The organism is Snodgrassella sp. W8135 (assembly GCF_016101225.1).
Taxonomy (GTDB): domain Bacteria; phylum Pseudomonadota; class Gammaproteobacteria; order Burkholderiales; family Neisseriaceae; genus Snodgrassella; species Snodgrassella alvi.
The window spans coordinates 115,911-140,628 of sequence record NZ_JACFQX010000003.1 but is presented as its reverse complement, the minus strand read 5'-3'; the positions used below and the strand labels follow the sequence as shown (position 1 = coordinate 140,628).

The 24,718-nt window shown below is 43.2% G+C and carries 22 protein-coding genes and 2 tRNA genes; 10 read left to right on the top strand and 14 right to left on the bottom strand.

Annotated features, from left to right (window positions below; all coding sequences use genetic code 11):
• Positions 1 to 140 precede the first annotated feature (140 nt).
• The 3 genes from H3T75_RS08015 to H3T75_RS08005 form a co-directional block, all read right to left on the bottom strand.
• Positions 141 to 1,532: a TolC family protein gene (locus H3T75_RS08015; protein ID WP_232339962.1), complete on the bottom strand. Its 1,392-nt coding sequence runs from the start codon at positions 1,530 to 1,532 to the stop codon at positions 141 to 143.
• An 84-nt stretch (positions 1,533 to 1,616) separates the two neighbouring features.
• A complete protein-coding gene (locus tag H3T75_RS08010; protein ID WP_025330285.1) occupies positions 1,617 to 3,554 on the bottom strand; it encodes a MacB family efflux pump subunit in 1,938 nt (645 codons plus the stop codon).
• Positions 3,555 to 3,557: 3 nt separating this feature from the next.
• Complete coding sequence (locus H3T75_RS08005; protein WP_198211453.1) at positions 3,558 to 4,745, bottom strand: efflux RND transporter periplasmic adaptor subunit; 1,188 nt, start codon at positions 4,743 to 4,745, stop codon at positions 3,558 to 3,560.
• Between the two features lie 854 nt (positions 4,746 to 5,599).
• Between H3T75_RS08005 and coaD the strand changes: the two genes are divergently transcribed.
• A complete protein-coding gene (coaD, locus tag H3T75_RS08000; protein ID WP_025330283.1) occupies positions 5,600 to 6,115 on the top strand; it encodes a pantetheine-phosphate adenylyltransferase in 516 nt (171 codons plus the stop codon).
• A 108-nt stretch (positions 6,116 to 6,223) separates the two neighbouring features.
• Here coaD and H3T75_RS07995 read toward each other — a convergent pair whose 3' ends face one another.
• Positions 6,224 to 6,568 (bottom strand): antibiotic biosynthesis monooxygenase, encoded by a 345-nt coding sequence (locus H3T75_RS07995; RefSeq protein ID WP_078474339.1) that lies wholly within the window; start codon positions 6,566 to 6,568, stop codon positions 6,224 to 6,226.
• 232 nt (positions 6,569 to 6,800) lie between these two features.
• Positions 6,801 to 7,694 carry a LysR substrate-binding domain-containing protein gene (locus tag H3T75_RS07990; protein WP_171991472.1) on the bottom strand — a complete coding sequence of 298 codons (894 nt, stop codon included), beginning with the start codon at positions 7,692 to 7,694 and terminating at the stop codon, positions 6,801 to 6,803.
• Between the two features lie 105 nt (positions 7,695 to 7,799).
• Between H3T75_RS07990 and H3T75_RS07985 the strand changes: the two genes are divergently transcribed.
• The 3 genes from H3T75_RS07985 (at position 7,800) to H3T75_RS07975 (ending at position 10,479) form a co-directional block, all read left to right on the top strand.
• A complete protein-coding gene (locus H3T75_RS07985) occupies positions 7,800 to 8,204 on the top strand; it encodes a CidA/LrgA family protein (RefSeq protein ID WP_078474338.1) in 405 nt (134 codons plus the stop codon).
• Between the two features lie 36 nt (positions 8,205 to 8,240).
• Positions 8,241 to 8,930 carry an LrgB family protein gene (locus tag H3T75_RS07980; RefSeq protein WP_084551803.1) on the top strand — a complete coding sequence of 230 codons (690 nt, stop codon included), beginning with the start codon at positions 8,241 to 8,243 and terminating at the stop codon, positions 8,928 to 8,930.
• Positions 8,931 to 9,108: 178 nt separating this feature from the next.
• Positions 9,109 to 10,479 carry an NAD-dependent succinate-semialdehyde dehydrogenase gene (locus H3T75_RS07975; RefSeq protein WP_198211452.1) on the top strand — a complete coding sequence of 457 codons (1,371 nt, stop codon included), beginning with the start codon at positions 9,109 to 9,111 and terminating at the stop codon, positions 10,477 to 10,479.
• A 98-nt stretch (positions 10,480 to 10,577) separates the two neighbouring features.
• On the opposite strand, the gene H3T75_RS07970 is transcribed toward H3T75_RS07975, so the two are convergent.
• The 9 genes from H3T75_RS07970 to gluQRS all read right to left on the bottom strand — a co-directional run bounded on the left by H3T75_RS07970 (position 10,578) and on the right by gluQRS (position 19,923).
• Positions 10,578 to 11,066, bottom strand: coding sequence for a hypothetical protein (locus H3T75_RS07970; RefSeq protein WP_084565424.1), 489 nt, complete (start codon positions 11,064 to 11,066; stop codon positions 10,578 to 10,580).
• A gap of 28 nt (positions 11,067 to 11,094) precedes the next feature.
• The gene (locus H3T75_RS07965) at positions 11,095 to 11,457 is read right to left on the bottom strand and encodes a DUF423 domain-containing protein (protein WP_084565425.1); all 363 of its coding nucleotides are present in this window, start codon (positions 11,455 to 11,457) and stop codon (positions 11,095 to 11,097) included.
• A gap of 371 nt (positions 11,458 to 11,828) precedes the next feature.
• Positions 11,829 to 12,110, bottom strand: a complete 282-nt coding sequence (locus H3T75_RS07960) for a hypothetical protein (protein ID WP_084553978.1) — start codon at positions 12,108 to 12,110, stop codon at positions 11,829 to 11,831.
• 260 nt (positions 12,111 to 12,370) lie between these two features.
• On the bottom strand, positions 12,371 to 12,490 hold the full coding sequence (gene cydX / locus H3T75_RS07955) for a cytochrome bd-I oxidase subunit CydX (protein ID WP_025330274.1): 120 nt from the start codon (positions 12,488 to 12,490) through the stop codon (positions 12,371 to 12,373).
• A 64-nt stretch (positions 12,491 to 12,554) separates the two neighbouring features.
• Positions 12,555 to 13,703, bottom strand: coding sequence for a cytochrome d ubiquinol oxidase subunit II (gene cydB / locus H3T75_RS07950; protein ID WP_110414027.1), 1,149 nt, complete (start codon positions 13,701 to 13,703; stop codon positions 12,555 to 12,557).
• A gap of 9 nt (positions 13,704 to 13,712) precedes the next feature.
• Positions 13,713 to 15,257: a cytochrome ubiquinol oxidase subunit I gene (locus H3T75_RS07945; RefSeq protein WP_037393520.1), complete on the bottom strand. Its 1,545-nt coding sequence runs from the start codon at positions 15,255 to 15,257 to the stop codon at positions 13,713 to 13,715.
• 378 nt (positions 15,258 to 15,635) lie between these two features.
• Positions 15,636 to 17,291, bottom strand: a complete 1,656-nt coding sequence (locus H3T75_RS07940) for an amino acid ABC transporter ATP-binding/permease protein (RefSeq protein ID WP_198211451.1) — start codon at positions 17,289 to 17,291, stop codon at positions 15,636 to 15,638.
• Complete coding sequence (gene cydD, locus H3T75_RS07935) at positions 17,288 to 18,991, bottom strand: thiol reductant ABC exporter subunit CydD (protein WP_198211450.1); 1,704 nt, start codon at positions 18,989 to 18,991, stop codon at positions 17,288 to 17,290. Before cydD ends, H3T75_RS07940 begins: the two co-directional genes overlap by 4 nt.
• A gap of 38 nt (positions 18,992 to 19,029) precedes the next feature.
• Positions 19,030 to 19,923 (bottom strand): tRNA glutamyl-Q(34) synthetase GluQRS, encoded by an 894-nt coding sequence (gene gluQRS / locus H3T75_RS07930; protein WP_078475126.1) that lies wholly within the window; start codon positions 19,921 to 19,923, stop codon positions 19,030 to 19,032.
• A 261-nt stretch (positions 19,924 to 20,184) separates the two neighbouring features.
• Between gluQRS and tsaB the strand changes: the two genes are divergently transcribed.
• The 6 genes from tsaB to H3T75_RS07900 all read left to right on the top strand — a co-directional run bounded on the left by tsaB (position 20,185) and on the right by H3T75_RS07900 (position 24,479).
• Complete coding sequence (tsaB, locus tag H3T75_RS07925) at positions 20,185 to 20,868, top strand: tRNA (adenosine(37)-N6)-threonylcarbamoyltransferase complex dimerization subunit type 1 TsaB (protein ID WP_025330268.1); 684 nt, start codon at positions 20,185 to 20,187, stop codon at positions 20,866 to 20,868.
• Positions 20,865 to 21,296 carry a ribosomal protein S18-alanine N-acetyltransferase gene (rimI, locus tag H3T75_RS07920; RefSeq protein WP_037393521.1) on the top strand — a complete coding sequence of 144 codons (432 nt, stop codon included), beginning with the start codon at positions 20,865 to 20,867 and terminating at the stop codon, positions 21,294 to 21,296. The genes tsaB and rimI overlap by 4 nt, the downstream gene beginning before the upstream one ends.
• Positions 21,290 to 22,156 (top strand): uracil-DNA glycosylase family protein, encoded by an 867-nt coding sequence (locus H3T75_RS07915; protein WP_198211449.1) that lies wholly within the window; start codon positions 21,290 to 21,292, stop codon positions 22,154 to 22,156. The genes rimI and H3T75_RS07915 overlap by 7 nt, the downstream gene beginning before the upstream one ends.
• 99 nt (positions 22,157 to 22,255) lie before the next feature.
• A complete protein-coding gene (locus H3T75_RS07910; RefSeq protein WP_198211489.1) occupies positions 22,256 to 24,229 on the top strand; it encodes a cation:proton antiporter in 1,974 nt (657 codons plus the stop codon).
• A gap of 65 nt (positions 24,230 to 24,294) precedes the next feature.
• A tRNA-Val gene (locus tag H3T75_RS07905) sits at positions 24,295 to 24,370 on the top strand.
• 32 nt (positions 24,371 to 24,402) lie between these two features.
• A tRNA-Asp gene (locus H3T75_RS07900) sits at positions 24,403 to 24,479 on the top strand.
• Positions 24,480 to 24,718: the final 239 nt, after the last annotated feature.

Below are 24,718 nucleotides of genomic sequence, written 5' to 3'. Positions count from 1 at the left end.
TGTGTTCCTTTTTGCGCCCCCTTTTTGAGGGGCGATTTTTTTTGTTAGTCTTTAGTGTAATGAAAACAGAAAAATAATTCAATTATCAACTAACCTATAAAAAGCCGGCCTGTATATTTTCAAACAGGCCGGCTTGAATATTATTGCGGCTGATAGCGTCCGGCCATAGCCTGATAAATCCGATTTTCATTTTGCAGGACACTATAACGGTTGTTTAACACGTTTTGTGCCGAAGAATACTGAGTATTCAATGCATCCAGCCAGTCACTAAGCGGATTAGTACCGTATTGATAGCGGGCATGGTAGTAGCGACTGTTTTTTAAATCGTACTGGTATTTTTGTTCATTATTGGCCAGTGTATTGCGGCTAAGCGTGTATTGCCGGTAATAGCGTTCAACTTCATTAAGGGCGGTAGTCAGAGATTGTTCAAAAGTCAGTTTAGCACTTTCAAAATCTGCCTTAGCCTGTTTGTTCTGCCAATACAGAGTCTGCCAGTCGAGAAAAGGCAAATTTACATTAACACTTGCCGTACCGACAGGAAAATGTAAAGCCGAAGAAGCAGCCTCAGAACGCGAATTAACCGCACCATTCAGACTAATACTCGGATACCAGCTACGTTTAGTTGCCTGCTGACTGGAAAAAGCAGATTGCAAACGATATTCTGCCGCACGTAAATCAGGGCGATTAGCCAGTACAGACAATGGCACATTCAGATTCACTTCACTCAAATGAATCTGATTTAAAGATGTTGGTTGAACATCCGTTACCTCACCCGGACGCTGATTGAGTAAATTATGCAGATTCTGCAATACTTCCAGCCGGTTCTGCTGCAATGAGGTCAGATTATTCTCTGCGCTCAGTAACGATTGTTTGGCATTAGTAGCATTAATGCTGCTGACTTTACCTACCTGATACTGTGCCTGAGAGATTCTGGCAATCTGCCGGTATTGTTCAATACTGTCTTTAGTTAAACTGATTGCACCATCAATGTAGGCAAGATGAAAATAATTATCGACGACACTATTAATCAGTGAGAGTCTGCTGGCGGCCAGATCCTCTTCACTGGCCTGATATTTCCAGCGTGCCGCATTGGTATTGGCACGAATTTTCTGCCATACGTCCAGCTCATAACTTAATCCGAGCTGGCCGGTAAAATTACGGCTGGACACCCCGCCATGTTTCAAATCTTTGGAGCTGCTGGCGCCAAGAGAACCACTTGCATTCGGTACCAGGTCTACTGCTGTCAGACGGGCACTATAACGTGCTTTTTCAGCTGTCAGTGCTGCCTGACGCAAATCAACATTATTAGCCAGCGCAGTATTTACCAGCTGATTCAGAGTGTCATCATGGTAGATTTCCCACCAGTTAGCATTAACCTGATACTGCGCAGCAATTTCTGCACTGCTCAGCATTCCGGCTTTATGCATGCTTTGCTGCGGATAGGAACTATGCGTAGCACAGGCGGTTAACAGCAGACTCAGACTCAGCATCCATACTGCGCTGCGTTTTTTCACAAAATTATCTCTCATCATCGTAACTTTTTATTCTGACGCTTACTGCATTTATCAATGCAGTACAGCCATTTCCACCAGATTGAAATTTCAGCATCAACACAATTAATCGCGTGACAGCGCGTCAATAGGATTAAGCTGCGATGCACGTTTTGCCGGCATAAAACCAAACAGCACACCAATTACACTTGAACAAAGTACAGCCATCACAATAGAAATTGTTGAGAATGACATAGCAAAATCTGTTGCCAGCAAATTAAACAGCATACTGATGGCAAACGAAAACAGTACACCTACCAACCCGCCAATCAGACAAATAAGCACCGCTTCAATCAGAAACTGTTCAAGAATATTGTGCTGACGTGCACCGATAGCCATGCGTATACCAATCTCCTTCACCCGCTCGGTTACCGATACCAGCATGATATTCATCACCCCGATACCGCCTACGACTAGAGATATCAGCGCAATACTTGATATCAGCAGAGTCATGGTGCCGGTAGTACTTTCAATTGTCTGCTTAATAGTGTCACTGTTACGGGTAAAAAAGTCCTCTGTACCATGACGTACTTTCAGTAATTCAATAATGCCTTTTTCTGCCGTTTGTGAATTGACATTATCTTTTACCTTTACCGTAACTGAAGTAATGTATTTAGAGCCGGAAATCCGGTTCATCAGCGTGGTATAAGGAGTAAACAGTTGTAAACTGTCACTGTCCGAAAAGCCGTTATTATTGGGTTCTGTTACTCCGATAATACGCAATGGCCGTTTATTAAACAGAATAACCTTTCCCAGCGGATTAGTACCATCAGCAAACAATTTGTTTTTGGTATTGTCATCAATTACGACTACCTGACTGTTCTGAGTTACATCATCCTCATTAAACAGCCGGCCAAAAGCAAGCTTGATACCGCGTACATCAAAATACTGGTCACCTACACCGTATAGCTGAGCTGAAAGAGACTGATTATCATAAGTAAGCGTACCACTGGTACTGACACCCGGAGTAACACTGTCAACATAGTCCTGTTGCTTCAGAACCTCTGCATCACCAACAGTCAGCGTTTTAATACGGGAAGAACGGCGATCCCCATATCCGTAACCCGGATATACGGAAACCGTGTTTGTGCCCATGGCATTAATGTTTTCAAGAATTTTTTCCTGCGACCCTCTTCCCAGTGCTACTACCGACACCACTGAAGCAATCCCGATAATAATGCCGAGCATCGTAAGAAACGAGCGCATCTTATGCGCCATAATCGCCTGAATAGACATCAGAAAAGATTCAAAAAACTGATCACGGTAAAAATGCCATGAATTATGCTCTTCAATACTCTCAATATTGCTGGGCGGAATATCTGTATTCTTACTGTGGTCAGCGATAATCCGTCCATCACTAATTTCAATTACCCGGTTAGCATTAGCAGCAATCGTCGGATCATGTGTAACCATCACAATGGTATGACCGGCATCATGCAGTTTATGCAGGATTTCCATCACGTTTTTACCGCTACCGGTATCCAGCGCACCTGTTGGCTCGTCTGCCAGAATAATTTCACCGCCGTTCATCAGCGCACGGGCAATACTTACCCGCTGCTGCTGACCACCGGACAGTTCACTGGGACGGTTTTCTTCCTTACCGGCAAGCCCGAGCTGAGCCAGCAACTCATCCGCCCTTTTCATTCGCTCACCGTATTCCATACCGGCATATACAGCTGGCAGGGCTACATTTTCACGTGCTGTTAATGTGCCGAGCAGGTTATAGCGCTGAAAAATAAAACCAAAGCTGCGACGGCGCAAAGCGGCCTGTTCATCTGCGGTCATAGCAGCAGTTTCTACGCCATCAATTTTGTACGAACCGCTGGACGGCACATCCAGACAGCCAATGATGTTCATCAGAGTAGACTTACCCGAACCAGACTGACCGATAATAGCTACAAAATCGCCTTTTTCTATGCTCAGATTAATATCTTTGAGCACCTGAACCCGGTTTTCACCAGTGCCGAACCAGCGATTGATTGCCTTAATTTCCAATAAACTCATGGCTTACATTCTCGGACCGCGCATTTTAGGTTCTTTGCTGACACCATTTTTGGCGTCTGCCTTGCTCAGCGCAGATAAAACTACCCGGTCACCCTCTTTCAGGCCTGATTTCACTTCTGTGCGCATACCGTCTGTAATACCAGTCTCAATCTGTTTTTCCTGAACCTGCTGATTATCGCCCAGCACCTTCACCACTTTTTTACCACGGTTATGCCTGATTGCCTGATTCGATACAGTCAGTACATTTTTGACAGATTTCACAAAAATATTATTCTGAGTAGTCATCCCGATGTGCAGTGTGCCATCATCATTCGGAACCAGAGCCCGGGCATAGTAATAAATAGCTGTATCAGTTGTATCCGTACTGGTGTCATAACTTCCCTGAGACATCTTGGTTAACCCCGGATCTACTGCTTCAAGAGTAGCTTTACGCACTTTGTTATTGTCCGCCAGTGTAGTAAAAGTTAAATGCATTCCTGCCTTAACCTTACTCATGTCGCCTTCGGCAATCTGCATTTTATTCAGCATTTTGCTTAAGTCAGCCAGCTGTACAATCGTTGGCGTATTCTGGCTGGAGTTCACCGTTTGTCCCTCTTCTACCGGAATGGATACAACTGTACCGTCCATCGGAGCAGTAATGCGGGTATAGCCTAAATCTGCTTCTGAAGTATTAATGGCAATCTGTGTTTGCCGGATTTGTGACTTCAGCTCAGCCACGTTTGCCCGTGCTGCGGCCAGATTATCCTGAGCATTATCAAAATCTGCTTTAGAGGTAGCATCCTGCCCCATCAGCGCGCGTTCACGGTCAAATGCACGTTGTTTCATTTTCAATGCAATTTGAGCAGATACCAGCTGAGCACGATAAGTATCCAGCTTAGCTTTATTAGTATTTAGGGTATTTAACTGAGTAGTGGAATCGATATCAGCAATCAAATCACCTTTTTTAACCTGCTGGCCCAGTTTGACATACAGTTTTTTGATCTGGCCGGAAGCCTGAGCACCGACATCAACTAATTGTGCCGCCGCAATTTCTCCTGTGGCATTAACTGTCTGCATGATATCGCTGCGGCGAACATCATCTGTCACAAAATTCATCTGGTCTTTAGGTTTAAAAAACAGGCTCCATACAATAGCAGCCAGCACCACCACAACTAACAACCATACAAACCTTTTAACCCATTTTTTTTTCATTTGCTTAATAATCCGTATATCACTCAAATTTTGCTCTAATTAATAAATTTAATAAATAGCGGCAAAAGATTAAGATTGTAAAGGATGAAAACCATTCTCATCAATATATCATGTTAGTTATTAATATCTGATATCCATTATTAATTTATGAATATTAAATAATAATCCAAGCTCTTTATAAAATCATATATATTAAATCTTTGCTTGCTTAAAAAAAATATAATGATAAAATTTTAAATGATTTCAACAAAATACACATTTTACTGATACTCAAATATGAATAAGAGTCTGAAAATATATTTAACTGTTCATTAACTACAGAGTCGCTGCTCCATATCGAAATTCTGCTAATAAAAATATAGTAGTTATTAAGAAAAACCGCCACTACAAATACAGCAGAAAAATTAAAGGATTCCACTTTTTTAAGTATTTTTTAATAAAATTAATAAAATCAACATAAAAAATTATCTAAATAGAAATTAAAAAACTCCTCTTTTTATATGAACCGTTAAAACAAAATGACGAAACCTAATCTGAATATTCACATATGGCAAAATTAAGCAGGCAAACCACTTACTATTTACACTATTAAAACAAAAGTGATTATTTTATAATATTTCATATTATTCTTTTGAATTCTTTACCTTTATTCGGCTTAATATTTTCCTTCCCCACATAAAAAAATATTTATGTTTTGACAATGAACGCACAACTGATTAAGCTGCGCAGCTTTGTATTGACGACATTGAAAAAAATAATAACTGTTTACAGTTAAATCAATCATGTTCAGCAGATAATATCTGCATACTGGTTATTTTTCCGGCACATGAAAAAGCAGTTTGGAATAAGCAACAATGACTAATTCAACTACCCGCCGTGCAGTCTATGCCGGCAGCTTTGACCCCCCTACCAATGGTCACTTATGGATGATTCGTGAAGCACAACCATTATTTGATGAACTAATCGTCGCTATTGGTGTTAATCCGGAAAAAAATGCCACATATTCAGTTGAAGAACGCAAAGAAATGCTTCAGGCTATCACGGCAAATTTTCCCAATGTTAAAATCTCCAGTTTTCAAAATCAGTATCTGGTTAATTATGCGCGCAGTATTGGTGCAGATTTCATTATCCGCGGTATCCGTACCGCTTCTGATTATGAGTATGAGCGTTCCATGCGCCATATCAATCATGACTTACAGCCGGAAATTTCCACTATCTTCCTGATACCGCCGCGTGAATATGCCGAAGTATCATCAACCATGATAAAAGGCATGGTCGGACCGCAAAACTGGCAGGCCATGATTCGCCGTTATGTCCCTGATGCAGTTTATGAAAAAATTATGCAAGACCATATGTACACTGAGAATTGAACAGACAGAATGATCCGGGCAGTCGCAACCTGAGTACCCGGTTCAGAGACTGATTTTGCATTAATCTTGATTCTTGACTAATAGGGTAGCTGATTATCAGCTACCCTATTATCCATCTGGTTTTAAAACAGAGGATTCAAAAAATTTTTCATATTCAACTTTACAGATACGAATTGAATATTCTTCGTACCATTGTTTGATATCCATCTTTTTCCCCTCTATGTGCAGCGTATGGTTTTTCCATTTATCAATAGCCTCTAGTGTTCGCCAGTATGAAACTGTAATACCGATTCCTTCTGCGTCTCTAACACTGTCCGCTCCTAAAAATCCTTCTATTTTTTCGGCTTCAATTAATAAATTTTGTGCCATCTCTAAGTGGCCAAAATCTCCCGGGCTGCGTTTAGAGGTAAAAATAACGGCGTAATAGGGTAATTCAAACACTTTACTGATCATTTAAAACCTTTTTACTCTTGATTGCCGTATTCTGTAATGGAAAGTGATAAAAGGGTTTTTCCGGTTATTATATGAATTTATCCCTAGCTTTTTTTAAAATAACTCTTTGTAAAAATATAAATCATTATCATTCTGCAAACAATAAAGCAAGCTATTTTTCAGGCTGCTGTTTGTCATTGGTTACTATTTTGTCTGCATTTTTCAATACTCTGCTTACTTATACGTTAAACAGTTATTTGGAAAATTCCTCTCTGATAACTTTAAGCCATGCTTTTACAGCCGGTGTCAGTTTTTTGTGACGAGGCCACGCCATAGACAAACTCCAGTTAATTGCCGGATCGGTTAACGGAACAGCTGCAAATATTTTATCGTCAAATTCATCCGTATAATAACTGGGCAGTAAAGCAATGCCCATTTCTTTTGCTACCATATCACGCAAAAGTTCCCACTGGCTGGTACAGCAAACTACATTTGGCTCAAATCCCTGATCATGACAACCATTAATAACACGTTCAAATAAAACAAAACCGCGACTAAACAAAATAAAAGACTCATCACGCAAACTGCGCAAAGACATAGATGCAGGTATTTTTGCTAACCGTTTACGCGGAAACAGTACCATCATCGGGTAATCGCATAAAGGAATATAATCAAATTCATCACTTACCGGTAACAGTAACTGACCTACATCCAGACGGTTATCCAGCAAGGCTGCTTCAATATCACGAGTACCGGCTTCAATAAAAGCCAGCTCAATATCCGGACATTGCTGATGAAAATTAAAAAAAGCCGGTGTTAGCAAACGGCTCCCTAGTAACGACATACCGATACGCAATGTACCCAATTTTAGTTCACGATAATCTTCTACCTCCTGTTTCAGCAACGACACCTGATTAAGTATCTGTAGAGAATGTTCATATACACGCTTACCAATTTCTGTTGGTAGTACCTGACGCTTGCGTCCGTTTTCTCCTTTCTGCAGTAAGGCTACATTTAAATCATTTTCCAGTGCGTGAATTATTTTGCTGATACTCGGTTGGGATAATGCCAGTTTTTCCGCAGTAACTGAAAAGCTGTGATTCTGAACCAGAGTGACCCAGCATTGAAGTGCTTTTATATCAATCATAAATATTCAAAAAAAGAATAATAAAAAAATTATAATTCATATTATGCCTAATAAAGCTAATTATAATCAGTGGTTTCCAATAATTGGCTATAAGGAACAGCCAAAATGAATATGTTACACCTTCGCATGGCAAACTGCTTACGTATATGCGCACAAATTTTATTAATCATTTTATTTTGGCTGATAGGGCTGGGTATCGAAAAAGCTACTCATATCCCTTTATCTGCCGGTGTAATCGGATTATTTCTGGTATTGCTGTTATTACAGCTTAACATATTGAAATTATCATGGATTGCCAGTGGTGCGCAGGTTTTGCTGGGTGAATTAATGTTGTATTTTATGCCTGTTCTTGTTGCAGTGGTTCAATACAAGGCATTGTTTGCTGCTGAAGGATGGCAACTGATTATTAGCATCGTAACAGGTACATTTCTAGTAATGAGCAGTACTGCTCTGACCTTAAAATACTGCTATCGTCTGCGCCGTGTATGGATTAAACATCGCCATGTCTGAACTGGCACATATTTAATTTCTAACTGGATATCTGTTATGAATATAATTGCTGCCGGCTGTTTTATCTGGACAATTGCATTGTATGCACTGGCAAAAAAATGCTATCGCGCCAAACCGGTTATATTTTTGTCACCCGCCATTACTTTTAGTGTATTAACCATAGCCCTCATGCAATGGCTGGACATCAGTTATACACAATATAATCAATATACGCGTTATATTTCCGGCTTACTTGGCCCTGCCACTGTTGCTTTTGCCATTCCAATTTATCAATATCGTGATGTAATGAAACGTCAGTTACCGATTCTGATGACAGCTATTATTGTGGGAATGTTTGTCGGAGTGGGCAGTGCTTATCTGATGGCTCGTCTGTTTCATTTTAACCACGAAGTAACCTACAGCCTGATGGCACGTTCCGTATCTACTCCGTTTGCCATTGAGCTTGCTGACAAAATTCATGGTTCAGCGGCGCTGGTATCCGTATTCACCATCATAACCGGACTGGTAGGCATGCTATTTGGTGATATCACACTGGCTTTCAGTCGCAGCCGGCTGCATCTGGCCAATGGTGCTGCTTTTGGTAATGCCGCACATGGATTTGGTACTTCGCGGGCAATTCAGCGTAATGCCGACGAAGGTGTGGTTGCCAGTCTGACTATGATTCTGGCAGGTTTATTTATGGTGCTGGCCGGACCTTTAATAGTGAAAATCATAGTCTGGTTATAATAAAGATAAGCTGCTTTACATAAACTTTACCGCTGCCGTACAATCATTAGCGGCTTCTGTTACTATTTCTTAATTGCGTTAAAGCTGTTCGGGCATGATTCGGACAGCCGCTTTCTTCTGCTCTGCATTTTTACAGACAAAATATTCTTACAATCTTACTTGTGGAGGATAGCTGAACATGGCTTATCAATCTATCAATCCGTTTACTGGCGAGCTGGCCAGAACTTTTTCCAATCATACAGATGCTGAAGTAGAAAACGCACTGACTCAGGCTCATGCTCTGTACAAGTCTGAATGGTCGCAACCGGAAAACATCGGCGAAAGACAGGCATTACTACAACGCCTGGCTGAAATTATGACACGGCATCAGGAAAAAATTGCCCGTATTATCACATTGGATATGGGTAAACGTATTGCAGAGAGCCGTAATGAAATTGTTAATTGCATTGAAATTGTCCAGTACTATGCAAAACAGGCTGCAGAATTGCTAAAACCGGCGGCCTATCCGAGCAAACTGGGCAAAGGCTGGGTGGAACATCATCCAATCGGTATCATTCTGGCAGTTGAACCATGGAATTTTCCTATTTACCAGCTTATCCGGGTTATTGCACCGGCTATTGCTGTGGGCAATCCGGTTGTAGCCAAACATGCCAGTAATGTTCCGCAATGTGCGCAACTGGTGGAAGATCTGTTGCATGAAGCCCAGGCACCTGCCGGTACTTATACCAATCTGTTTGTAACTCCCGAGCAGATAGAAACCATTATCGGTGACAAACGCGTACAGGGTGTGGCTCTGACGGGCTCAGAAGGTGCCGGCAGTATTGTAGCCGGACAGGCTGGCAGTAAACTGAAAAAATCTACTATGGAACTGGGCGGTAATGATGTATTCGTTGTCACAGATGATGCAGATGTAGTAGCCGCCGCACATACCGCAGTAGCAGGACGCTTGTTTAACGCTGGTCAGGTATGTATTGCAGCAAAACGTTTTATCGTGCATGAAAAAGTAGCTGAACAATTTACCCGGATTGTTCAGGAAGATTTTGCTCAGGTAGTGATGGGCGATCCCCTGGATGAAAAGACTACCCTGGCACCCCTTTCATCTCGTAAAAGCAAAGAAACACTACAAGAGCAGCTTGATGCTGCCATTGCTCATGGTGCTAAAGTATTATGCGGTAACAAACCTGCTGAAGGCAATTTCTTTACCCCTACACTGATTACAGATATCAGCCGGGATAATCCGGCCTACTTTGAAGAGTTTTTCGGTCCCGTGGCACAGTTGTATATTGTAAAAAATGACGAAGAGGCAATTACACTGGCTAATGATTCTAATTTTGGTCTGGGCGGAACTGTTTTCAGTAAAGATATTGAACGCGCTAAAAAACTGGCTTCGCGAATTGAAACCGGTATGGTGTTTATTAACCGCTTCGGTGATTCCGTGGCTGAATTGCCGTTTGGCGGAATTAAACGTTCAGGCTTCGGACGTGAACTAAGTGATCTGGGCATTAAAGAATTTGTTAATCACAAACTTGTGGTACTTGCACAGGACTAATCCTCCTATTAATGCAAAAAGCAGTCTGTTTATACAGACTGCTTTTTTTAGATAATAATCAGTTACTGGCCATAAAACACCAACCATATCTTTACTGCTTATGGTTGTAGCAATTTGAATTCCACTTTATCAGCTAAGTTTTTAGGCACAATCAAGATAACAAACGGGTGCATCTGATAACTCTTTCTTTCTCCAGAACGAATGCGTACATCTAATATCAGCTTATCCTGAGCATAATTTAACGTTAAAGGCGTAATTTCCAGCTGCTTTTGCACGATTCCGGCATCATATACAATTACATCATGAGCTGCAAAATCAATAGGAGTTGGTTTCCCATTTTTCCCCATAGTTGCAGCCATACCGAAATAACGGGCAAACTCAACAGATGAACTAATGTGTCTCGGGACTAATCCGGTTACCGTATTTTTAATGAAGTAATTATCGGCCTGCTGATAAGCAACTGGCGTCACTGATTGGTTGAAAACCTGAGCAGAACTATTAGCTGTAACAGCTGCTGAATGGCTACAAGCACACAGACTGCCTGCCAGTAAGAAACTCATTATCATTGAATAAACATTACCGCACATAGCAACCTCCTGTCAGGTTCCGTAAATTTTACTGCTGCTTAAAAGCCAGCCATGCCAGAGTCAGCCAGCCGGCAATCATTAAAACACCACCAACCGGTGTAATTGCACCGAGCCAGCGTGGCAAACCCAAAGCCATCAGATACAGTGAACCACAAAAAATAATCAATCCCAGCTGTAGTAAAGAAAACGGTATTTTTACCATAAATGCCGGTACTGCTTTTGCCAGTACGCCTAATACCAGTAATCCCAATGCATGCCAGAAAAAATACTGTGTTGCTGTATGCCACCACTCCAGTTGCTGCACACTGGCCATATGTTTTAATCCGTGTGCACCAAATGCACCCAGCATTACCGCCAAAGCCAGATTAACCGCTGCAATACCTAACCACATATCAATTCCCCATTATTCAATTAATTAAACCGTAGATATGCCTGTCTTATTACAAACAGACTATTCAGCTAAGCGAAGTATAAAGGTCGGTTTACTGAATCTCAAATTACTTACATAAATACAATTATTATGGCAAATTCCCGTTTTCTGTCCTTCATGCAAATAAAAACCAAAATAAAAATTAAAGGAAAGATTATATTGCTGAAAATAGATCTATAAAAACCAATCGAAAGAGTAAATTTTCCTCCAAGATACATTAATCTTTTCACTCTTTCTTCTAATTTTCATAATACTATTACCGATAAAAAAACTGACCAGTTACTATGAACAGGTCAGTTTTTCATCTTTTGATTGTAATAGCTATTTTCTATTTATTTACAGCTGATACCGCTAATTTGTGGCGTTTTTGCCGTACCTACTTTAAATATACATTTAGTGTCACTACTGCCGGTAACAATGAGATTACCGGAAGCAACGTTCATATTCAGAGGTTCTTTTACACCCATTTTTACTGCTGTATTGGCCAGTTTCTGTACCTCTTCCGGCGCATATGCAGTGTTATTACTAGCTACTTTGATTTCCTTAGCACTAACACCTGCTGCTACAACCAGCCCAATAGCAAAAATCAGACTATTACGCATAGATTTATTCATTCGGATTCCTTTCCGAAGATTATATTCATTAATTATACTAATACAAAAAACCAGCACTTTCCAGCAAAATACATCAAATTTACTGTAAATCAAACAATAATGAACAAATCATTTCAATAAATACAATTATTACCTTTGTATTACCTTTAGTATAAAAGAAAAAGCTGTATACCAAGCAAACTGGTATACAGCAAACCAAAGGAACTTTTTTAAAATTAATTAATTCAGTAACAGAATGTATTAGACTGGCATACACTATTTCATTGTTGTGATTGCTGATCTAACTTATCTCTGTCTTGCTGATATTCACCCCATAATGCATTTACTACTCCAAGCAGTATGGCAAAACCAATACCTAAACACCAGGCAAAATACCACATAAAATACTCCTTGTTTTACTGGCTTGTCTGCCGGCTAAAATACCAGCGGCAGACTAAGCCGAATTTAATACAGGCTATGGTCATTTTTGCGAATCATGTCGGTAGTTACCTTACCGCGCATCACCCGATAACACCAGCTGGTATAACACAACATTAGCGGCACGAAAATTAATGCCACCACCAGCATAATTTTAAGAGTAAATTCACTCGAACTGGCATCCCATACCGTCAGGCTGGAGCGCAAATCTGTGCTTGAAGGCATGATAAAGGGGAACATGGATACACCAGCGGTACTGATTACGCCGCCAAGACCCAATGCTGAAAACCAGAATGCTACAAAATTCTTCCCGCCTTTTGCCAGAAGCCATGCCACTATAAAACCAACATAAGCCAGTACCGGTATCACTAACAGCAGCGGATATTGCTGATAGTTATTCATCCATGCACCAGTGGCACTGACCACCTGTTTATTCAGCGGATCAGGTGAAGCTCCGGGCAAATAACTTCCCTCAACCATGCTGTAACCATTAATTCCCATATTGACCCAGATACCGGCCAGTGAGAATGCGATTACCACAACAATCAGAGCAATTGTGCTGGCACGCAGTGCACGTTGTCTTACCTGTTCATCTGTGCGCAATGCCAGATAAATCGCACCATGAAAGGTAATCATTGCAGCCGATACCACACCACACAACAAACTGAAAGGATTGAGCAAAGCCCAGAATGAACCAGTATAGAAAGAACGCAAATCATCATCAAAATGAAATGGCACCCCCAGCAGCAGATTACCGAAAGCCACACCGAAAATCAGCGGTGGAACGAAACTGCCGACAAACAGTAACCAGTCCCAGGTAGTACGCCAGCGGGCATTATTGATTTTACTGCGATAGTCAAATCCTACCGGACGGAAAAACATTGCCCACAGCACAGCCATCATTGCCCAGTAAAAGCCGGAAAATGCTGTCGCATAAGCATATGGCCATGCTGCAAAAATAGCACCACCACCAGTAAGAAACCATACCTGATTACCATCCCAGTGCGGGGCTATTGAATTAATAATGACACGGCGCTCGTTATCGTTTCTGCCAACAAACGGAAGCAGACAACCTGCCCCCATATCCTGCCCGTCCATGATGGCAAAGCCAATCAGCAGAACACCCAGCAACAACCACCAGATGAATTTTAATACCGAATAATCCAAGAATTCCATGGTCTACTCCTAATGTTCTGCTTCATTAGCATAACGCCCTGTACCCAGTGAACCCGGGCCCTGACGGGAAAACCGTACCATCAGATACACTTCCACAATTAATAAGATTGTGTACAGTGTTACAAAACCGAAAATTGATCCCCAGAGACTAGCAGCCGTCAGCGAAGAAGCCGAAAGATTAGTCGGTAGTACACCATATACTGTCCATGGCTGGCGTCCATACTCCGCAACAAACCATCCTGCCTCACAGGCCAGCCAGGGCAATGGTAAACTCCAGAACACCCATTTAAGCAACCAGCGTTTATCTGCAAAACTATTTCTAACCGAAGTATAAAATGCTACAACCATCAGCAACAGCAGCAGACAGCCACACAATACCATGATGCGGAAACTCCAGAACATCGGAGCGACACGCGGAATTGTTTCCCGGGCTGCATGTGCGATATCAGATTCAGTAGCCTGACGTACATCCGGCACATAGGATTTAAGCAGTAAGCCAAAGCCCAGATCATCGCCATATTTTTTCATGGCAGCCTGTGCTTGTGCATCTGTACGGTCTTTACGCAATGTTTCCAGCGCAATCACAGCTTCCCGACCATTGCGAATACGCTCCGTATTCTCAGCAATGATTTCCTTGATTCCCGGAATCTGTTTATCCAGTGACCGGGTACCGATTAAACCCATTACCCATGGAATTTCGATAGCGAAATCATTTTCCATTTTCTGCTCATTTGGCAGAGCAATCAGATTAAACGAAGCCGGAGCCGGTTCTGTTTCCCACATGGCTTCCAGTGTCGCCATTTTAGTTTGCTGTGATTTTCCCACGGTATAACCGGATTCATCACCCAGGATAATAACTGACAGAATTGAAGCTACACCAAAAGCTACGGCAATACGAAAGCTTTTTTTGGCAAATTCGACATCCTGACGTTTCAGCAAATACCAGGCAGAAATAGACATCACGAAAACCGCAGCGGTTACATAACCGGCAGAGACTGTATGTACAAATTTATTCTGCGCTACTTCATTCAGGAAAATGTCAGTAAAACTGGTCATTTCCATACGCATTGATTCAAAATTGAAATGCGCCCCTACCGGATCCTGCATCCAGCCATTGGCTACCAGAATCCACAATGCAGACAGATTGGAACCAAGTGCCATAAGAATGGTAACTAATAGATGACCAGGCCGGCTCAGTCTTTCCCAGCCAAAAAAGAACAGGCCTACAAAAGTGGATTCCAGAAAAAATGCCATCAGCGCTTCAATAGCCAATGGCGCACCAAAAATATCCCCCACATAATGCGAATAATATGACCAGTTGGTACCAAACTGGAATTCCATTGTTATACCGGTAGTTACACCCAGAGCAAAATTGATGCCGAACAATTTGCCCCAGAATCGCGTCATATCTTTATATATCTGCTTACCGGTTAACACATAAGTGGATTCCATTATTACCAGAATCCATACTATCCCCAATGTTAGCGGTACAAACAAAAAATGATAAAGCGCGACCAGCGCAAACTGCAGCCTTGACAGTTCCACTAAATCCATGGCTTTGTTCCTGTAATTTATATTAATAAAAATTATATTTATCTTTAAACCGGCATTGATAAATATTTCAATTTAATAGAATTTAATATACTATACAAATCGAAAATATTAAACTAATGCATAAATTTAACAAATAAATATAGTTATTTAAGTTTACATTAAATATGTAAAATTAAAAATAAACTAAACTTCTATTGTTAAAAATATTATATATTTTACTTTTACATTATAAATGCTAAAAATATATATTTAGAAATTATAATACAATGTCTTTGTTAAAATTTGTTATTAGTTATTTTTTTGATCTAGATCAAATAAAGGCAGCCACAAAATGGCTGCCAGAAAAGTAAATCAGCTAAAAATTTATTCAGAATTTATTCAATTTATTTGCAAAATCTGAGCCTCAGGCCACGGATTAGTCTGATGGCTTGCTACAATCAGAATACCTTGCCGCTGATGCTGTTGCAGCACAGAAGCCAGCTCTGCCTGTGCCTGCTCATCAATACCGGCAAACGGTTCATCCAGTATCAGTATTTTATAAGGACGCAGCAGTAAACGTGCCAAAGCAATACGACGTGCCTGCCCTCCTGACACAGCTGCTCCATATTCTCCCAGACGTGTCTCCAGAAGCTGGGGCTGATTTTCAGCCCATACAGCCAGCCCGACGCTGGAAAGTACTGACCACAACTCATCCTCAGTAGCATCAGCTTTACCCAAACGCAGATTCTCAGCCAGAGTTAAATCAAATATATCCAGTTGCTGAGCCAGATAACCCACCTCTCCCTGCCACTGCCATGCTGAAAACGGTTGCTGATTACAACACAATTGCCCTGCTGCTGGTTCCAGTTCCCCCGCTAATACTGCCAGCAAAGTTGATTTCCCAGCACCAGATGCTCCTTGCAGCAACAAAATATTACCGTTAACCAAATCAAAACTGACATTTTCCGCTCCGTTCAGCGCATCCGGCCAGCGTGCCTGTAATGCACGCGCCTGTAAATGCAGTTGTGCCGGTAAAGGCTTTTTATCTGATTCTTCAACAGTCAGTGCGGGCGTAATTGCATTAAGACGTATGCATGCAGCCTGACACAGACCATAGGTCATCATATTAATACCCAGTACCAGCACCAGTTCTGTAAAACCAAATACAGCCAGCACCAGCGCCAGCAACATGGCTACTGAAAGGTTTGCATCGCCACCGAAACGCTCACTTCCCAACCATAACAAAACAGCCACTGCTGCAGCCATCAATACCTGCTGTAACAATACTACTCTTCCTGCCAGTTGATGCTGATGCAACTGGCCAGAGACATAATATTGATCTTCGGCATGAAAAACCGTTGCAAAGCGTGACCATTGCTGCCATTGCAACAAAGCTGTTATTGCTTCAAGCGGTTGCAATAAAGCTGTACGCCGCTTTTCAGCCAATCCTGCCTGCTGTTTGCCCCAGTTTTGTCCGTACAGTGCAGCCAATGCCGGAATCACGACAGTTGCCAGAAATAATGGAATAGACAGATACAATGTCAGTTTGCTGCCGGCCACAATTAAAGTTAGCCCCAGAATGCCCAGCAACATGAATAATGCCCATAACCATGGCAATACAACATTAAGCGGCCAGTTGTTTAACAGTTCAATATCACTCAGTAAAGAATGCATCTGCCGCATAGAATTTTGTTGCTGTTGCTTACCTGCAGCCAGTCGGGAAAACAGCCCGCTGCGTAAATCTGCCAGAAGTCCCAGCACTGCATCATGTGATCCGAGACGCTCACCATAGCGCCCGGCAGTACGCACAATCGCCAGCAAACGGATCACCCCTGCCGGAGTAAAATAGTTAAAGGTATAAGCTGTTGCCAGACTTATTATTCCGGCCAGCCCGGCAGCAGTAATAAACCAGCCGGACAGAGCCAGCAGTCCGATACTGGCTATAGCCGTTACCTGCCCCAATATCCATGCCAGTAACCAGGCACTCTTGCGACTCAGCAATAAATTAGACAGTTTCAGCTGCTGTTGTGACCATAACAAATGATAACGCTTCATCGTAATTGCTCCTGCTGGTCAGTCAGCTTGATTTCCCTGTCAACCCATCCGGCAAAACTAATATCATGACTAACAAGTATCACCGTTTTACCGATACTCAGTTGCGCCAGCAACTGCATAATTTCCGATGCTGTTTGAGCATCCAGATGAGCGGTTGGTTCATCCAGCAGCCATAACGGTGCTTTTCGTAACAGCATTTGTGCCAGCGCCAGTCGTTGTAACTGTCCGCCGGACATTCCACGACCACGCTCACCCAGTTGTGTATCCATTTGATGAGGTAAACGCTGAATTAATACCCACAGTCCTACTTGTTGCAGTACCTGCTGCAACTCTTCATCCGTAGCATCCGGGCTGGCCAGCCGCAGATTTTCGGCAATTGATAGTGGCAATATTGGTGGCGTCTGTGCCAGATAAGCCACCGACTGTCGTAATAGCGGTAAATTTAATTCAGCATAATTATGCTGATTGATCCATAAAGTACCAGAGTAAGGAGCAAACCCCAGTAAGGCCTGCAGCAGACTGGATTTTCCACTGCCACTCGCTCCTCTGAGCAGAACACGTTCTCCGGCTTCTATGCAAAAACTGAATTGCGGCAGACGGATACGTTCATCACGTCCGTATACCACCAGATAATCTGCGCGCAAACTGGGAGGTGTTTGCAATACAAAATCAACTTCTTCAGAAACAGCAGGAATATTTTCGACCACTTTATATAGTGGCATTAATGTCTCGGCTGCTGCCTCTGCCTTAGCTTTATCATGATAATCAGCACCAAGCTGACGCAATGGTGCATAAAATTCCGGCGCCAGCAATAAAATAAATAATGCCCCCTGATAAGGTACCGGTATTTGTCCGTTTGCCCAGGGCAATACACCCAGCAGTCCGAGACCCAGATAGACAGCCACCAGTGCGATCGCCAGTGAAGCAAACAGTTCCAGAACGGCTGTAGACAGAAATGCCAGCCGTAATACCGCCATTGTTCGCACCCGATAAGACTCAGCAGCGGCATCAATAGTCTTCTGTGCCTGCAACTGAGCACCTAAACGACGTAACGTGGGCAGACCCCGCAGCAAATCCAGAAAACGTCCGCTTAAAGCCGCCAGTGCTGAAAACTGCGCACGATTTTTACGTGCTGCCGCCTGTCCGAGCAAAATCATAAAAATCGGAACCAATGGCGCAGTCAGCAATAATAGTGCAGCAGCAAATGGACTATAAAAACAGGTAGCCGCAGCAATCAGTACCGGCATCAGTACTGCAAGTTGCTGTTGCAGAACATAACGGCTTAAATATCCATCCAGAGCATCTACCTGTTCCAGAACCATTGTAGACAGAGCTCCATCACTGCCATACTGGCTACGCTCAGGTCCCAGTAATGCCAGTGCTTTCATTAACTGACTGCGCAACTGTAATCTGATTGCCACACTTGCCCGTAATAGCAACCGGTCTTTAAAATAGTTCAGTAACGGCCGCAACAGCCAGCAGATTAATAGATAAGGTAAAAACTGAAATAAAGTCTCAGTTACATCCTCTCCATTAAGCCACAAAGCAAAAAGGTTAGCCAGTAGAGCACTCTGTACAATAATTAATACGGCTGCGGTAACCATCAGCACCCATGCCAGCCGGTATGAGCGGTGTTGTCGTTTTTGCCATAAGCGCAGATAAAATCGCGGAGCAGATGCATGTAAGTTACTTCGAACCAACCCTTTTCTCCCTCGTTGTCTAAAACTTTCTATCAGCATTAATTTGTTGCAATTGCCTGTGGTGAAATACGCTTAAGCTGCCAGTGCTGCACCGCCCAGCTCAGCAAATCAGACAGACTATCCACCTCTGGTGCCTGCGGCTGCCCGAGATAAGTGAGAACCTGCCGCAGTAAAGTTTCACGCCGGCGCAAATCTAATGCAGGTGCCTGCGTCTGTTTTGACCATTTTTGTCCCAGCGTATTAGTCAGCAACGGTAAATGAGCATAAGCCGGCTGTGAAAAACCCAGTAACTGCTGTAAATAAATCTGACGGGGGGTAGATAATAACAAATCCTGACCGCGTACTACATGATTGATTCCCTGATCCGCATCATCAACTACGACCGCCAGTTGATAAGCCCAGAAACCATCTGCCCGCAACAAAACAAAATCGCCCACATCTCTGGATAAACACTGTTGCTTATAACCTTGTATTGCATCCGTAAAACCGGTTATATCTGTACCAGTTCGCAAACGCCATGCCGGCATTTTCTCTGAACAGACAGACATATCTGCATTCAAAGATGCACAATGTCCGCCATAAATAAAACCATCCGTACCCATGCCCTGTGCTTCAGCCTGTATCGTTTTTCGGCTGCAAAAGCACGGATACACCAGTTCTTGCGCTTTCAATCGCGCCAGAGCTGCAGCATAAAGGTGATGACGCTTGCTCTGATAAACAACTTCACCATCCCAGTGCAGTTCAAAAGCTTCCAGTGCAGATAAAATAGCTGCTGCCGCACCCGGCATTTCACGTGGCGGATCCAGATCTTCCATCCGCACAAGCCAGCGTCCCTGCCGGCTGCGCGCATCCAGATAAGAAGCTACCGCAGTAAGCAGCGAACCAATATGCAACAAACCGGTAGGGCTGGGGGCAAAACGCCCTACATACAACTCATCCACAAACAACTTCCATTCTTAATTCAATTTCACAGCCGGCACAGCTAATATAACTTAACATCACACCCGAAAAAGTACAAACCAGCCGTGATAATTAATCACTAAATCTAGAATATAAACAATTATTTATCAAAAAATTACCCAAAAATAGCATTTATTACCCTTACCTATAACTTTACTCTGGCACAATATTTAACCTAAAAAATAAAGGCATAAAACGGTATAATTCAATTTATCCGAATACATTAACACATCATGATTAGCAATGATTCACGTCTGCTTGTAATCGATACCAGCACCAGTTATCTGTCACTGGGACTGCATCACAACGGACATACTGACAGCATCTGCGAAGCAGCCGGTGCAAAACAGTCTGAACTGATATTACCGCGTATACAGCAGTTACTGGCAGAATCCGGACTGATACTGTCTCAGCTGGATGCCATCATTTACGCACAAGGCCCCGGTGCTTTCACTGGATTACGCATTGGTCTGGGTGTAGCTACTGGTTTAGCATTGCCATTCAGTCTGCCACTGATTGGCATTCCCTGTCTGGATGCTGTAGCTGCTCTTGCACCGGATCAGCCTTGCGTACTGGCCGCAACAGACGCACGTATGAACGAACTATTCTATGCATGGTATGACACCCATAATCATAAACGTCTGAGTGATTATCTGGTGGGTACTGCCGAAAGCATCTGTCTGCCGGCCGGTCAGCATCAGGCTACAGGTATCGGTAATGCTTACGGGCTGAATATCAATTTACCCGTATCAGGGCAGAATCTTATGCCCGGAGCTCAGGAGTATGTGCAACTGGCCTTATCCGGTCGTTACAAAGCAACTGATGCTGCTCATGCCAGCCTGCATTATGTCCGCAATAAAATTGCCCTGACAGCTGCCGAACAGGCTGCCAGACGAACTGCGAGTCAGATAGCATGAATATCCGTGCCGCCACTCTCGCTGATGTCGCCGCTCTGCATGAGCTTGAAAAACAGTGTAATCCGGCGCCATGGTCAGCAACACAACTGGCCAATACGGTTTATGCACCACAACCTGTATGGGTAATCGACCTGCCTGTGCATGGAATTGTCAGCATGCTGGTCTGGCAAAAACTGCCTGAGGAAGCTGAAATTCATTTACTTGACACCCATCCAGATTTCAGAAGGCAGGGTTATGCACAACAATTACTGGAACATTTATTCCAGCATGCAAAGCAACAGCATCTGAACCGGATATTGCTTGAAGTGCGTGCCGGCAATTCCGGTGCACTGCAACTGTATACAAACAATGGTTTTGTATCCTGTGGCATACGTAAAAATTATTACCAGAATGGTGATGATGCTGTATTAATGGAAAAACCATGCTAGACAGCCGCTATCTTTATCTGCACGAAGCGCTGGGTCTCGGCCCCATGTGGTTATCACAAACTGCTTATCTGATACCTTCCGAAATTACAGAAACAAATACGCCAGTAAAAAACGATACCCGGCCTGTTGCGCGCTCTGTTCTGGACAATTCTGTCCGTTCACAACCAGTGAGAACTTCTCACCAGACGTCGCCGGCTGATATTACTGCAACTCAGCCAGCCAACCGGCATCGTGACGCACTTCGGCAAATTATCAATCAGCCGGCAACTGAATCTGTAACACAGATTACCAAAGAAGATAACACTAGCAAAATCAGCCCCATTACCACAAGTGATAAATTAAATATCAGCTTCGAATCCATTCCGGCAACACTGGCTGCATGCACCCGCTGCAATTTGCATCAGGAGCGCTGCACTCCACTGCCGGGATATGGTGCAAGCAATGCACGGCTTCTGGTTATCAGCTCTAATCCTGCACCGCCCGACGACAGCAGCAGGCAGCTTTTCAGCGGAGAAGTCGGCAAATTGCTCAGCAATATGCTGGCAGCCATCAATATTACTGCTGAAGAAGTTTTTTTTACCAGCCAGGTGAAGTGTGCGCCTAATGTCAGCCTGCGCATTACTGATGAGCATCTGCAAGCCTGTTTGCCTTATCTGAGTGCTCAGATCGAACATATCCGGCCTCAGGCTATTCTGCTGCTCGGGCAGATATTCAGCCAGCTCGACCAGACAATACTGGCACAGAATCTGCACAATACTCCTTACGTAATATCGCCCCACCCTGCACGATTATTGCGTCAAAGCCATTTAAAAGCCAATGCATGGACAGCACTTAAACAATTGCGCAATTTCTTACAATAATCTGTTAAAAAATGTATCTTTATAAGGTATAAGTCCGCACAAGCCAAAACATCTATGTTAAAATATGATAATAAAATTTTAATTAAATAAAATCAATATATTATGCATATTTCTCTTGGCCCTGTCGTGATGATTCTTTTGGTGGCCGTTTTGGCCTCTATCATCTGCCGACGTTTACACATTCCCGCCATGCTAGGCTACCTGGTAGTTGGCTTCATAGCCGGTCCTGGCTGGCTGCATTTAATTAATCAGAGTCATGCCACCGAATTTATCGGAGAAATCGGCATTACTTTTCTTATGTTCAGCATCGGGCTTGAGTTTTCCATCGGCAAACTTAAAGCCATGCGCAGGCTGGTGCTTGGTTTAGGCGGATTACAAGTCGCACTTACCCTGTTGATACTTTTTATCCTGTTTGCAGCTATGCGTATTCAGCTGACATGGGCGTTTACCCTTGCCGCAGCCATGACTATGTCTTCGACAGCTATTGTCAGCCGCATTATGGTAGAAAAAAACGAACTGGGACAGCATTACGGCCACATGATTATGGGCGTACTGCTGATGCAGGATATTGCCGTCGTTCCATTGATGATTTTATTACCTGCTCTGGCTCACAGCAGTGACGGTCTGATCCTGCAAATGGGCAAAGCCCTGCTTACCATGGCACTTGCCTTAGGTCTGCTGCTGGTGGTCGGCAGTAAAATCATGCCTATGTGGTTCCGTCTGATTGCCCGCACCAAATCCAGCGAACTCTTCATGATTAACGTTTTGCTGGTCACTCTGGGAGTTGCTTATCTTACTCAGCTGGCCGGTCTGTCACTGGCACTGGGTGCCTTTGTTGCCGGTATGCTGATATCAGAAACCGAATACCGCTATCAGGTAGAAGATGACATTCGCCCCTTCCGGGACATTCTGCTCGGCTTCTTCTTCATTACCATCGGCATGAAACTGAATATACAAGTTTTACAATCAAGCTGGTTAATGATACTGATACTGGGAGCACTGCTGGTTATTCTGAAAGCAGCGGTACTATTTGGCATTAGCCGCTACATGAAAGAAAATACCGGAGACAGCATTAAAACAGCTTTGTATCTCGCTCAGGGCGGTGAATTCGGCTTTGTTATGCTGGCCATTAGCGGCGCATTAAAACTCATTTCTCTTGAGCTGCAACAGGCAGCCATTGCCGCCATTCTGCTTTCCATGATACTGGCACCCTTTATTATGCGAAGTGCAGATAAAATCAATAAACTGCTGGTTAAACGCAGCTGGGACGAACAGGCAGTTGATTTACAGAGCATACTGGTAGATACCATGAGCAAATCTGACCATATCCTCATTATCGGTTTCGGCCGCTGTGGTCAGAGCATTGCCCGTATCCTGCAACAGGAGGATACACCCTACTATGCCATTGATCTGGATGCTGAACGGGTTGCCACAGCCAAAGCTGCCGGTGAACCGGTCACCTTCGGTGATGCCAAACGGCAGGAAGTGTTACAGGCAGCCGGATTAAAACGTGCCAATACCGTACTGATTACCATCAACAACATGACAGAGGCCAAGCATATTCTCAATAATATTATGCTGATTGCCCCTACCATGCCGGTAATCGTGCGCGTTACCAACGACGACAACATTCCTGTGCTAACCAATATGGGTGCAGACGACATCGTTTCTGATGAAAAAGAATCCAGCCTTACACTCGCCAGTCAGGCATTATTAAGCTCAGGCAAACCGTTTGATGAAGTCTATCAAATCATGCAGCGTATACGCCAAAATCGTTATCAGGCACTTGAAGGTTTATTTGCCGGCAGCGATGACACCGTCTCTGATGAGAATATCCATTATTTCCGTCAGGCTTTCACTCTGCCGCCAGATGCTTTTCTGGTAGGTAAAAGTATAGACGACCTTCCGCAGGACAAATTGAAAGTAAAACTGCTCTCAGTACGCCGCAATGCTCATCAATTACGCAAATTTGACTCTGAATTCCGTTTTAAAAATGCAGATACTCTGGTTGTACTCGGCCCCAGAGACAAAGTAATTCTTTTTGAAAACTGGTCACTACAGGGAACGAACTAATTTTTTCATCACTAGTACTTGCCAGCGAACGGCATATCTGGTTTAATAGCGTCTTTCCCAAGCAGGGGTGATTAGCTCAGTTGGTAGAGCGTCTGCCTTACAAGCAGAATGTCGGCGGTTCGACTCCGTCATCACCCACCAGTTTTCTGTTTTATGCGTTGCATAAAACTTGCGCGGTGGTAGCTCAGTTGGTTAGAGTACCGGCCTGTCACGCCGGGGGTCGCGGGTTCGAGCCCCGTCCGCCGCGCCAAATTGAATAAAAAAGCACAGCATAAGCTGTGCTTTTTTATTATTCATTATATACAAACATTTTTCAGACAACCTATTACGTCAAACCCGAATATTCAAATACATAATCTTTATAGAACAGATATCCTTTAATCAGACCATTTATGCCTCATTCCCAGAATTTTTCTGATAGATAAATTTGATTACGGCAAAAAATTATTTCAGTCAGATTTTTTCTGCTTAGCTATTTATCTGATTCAT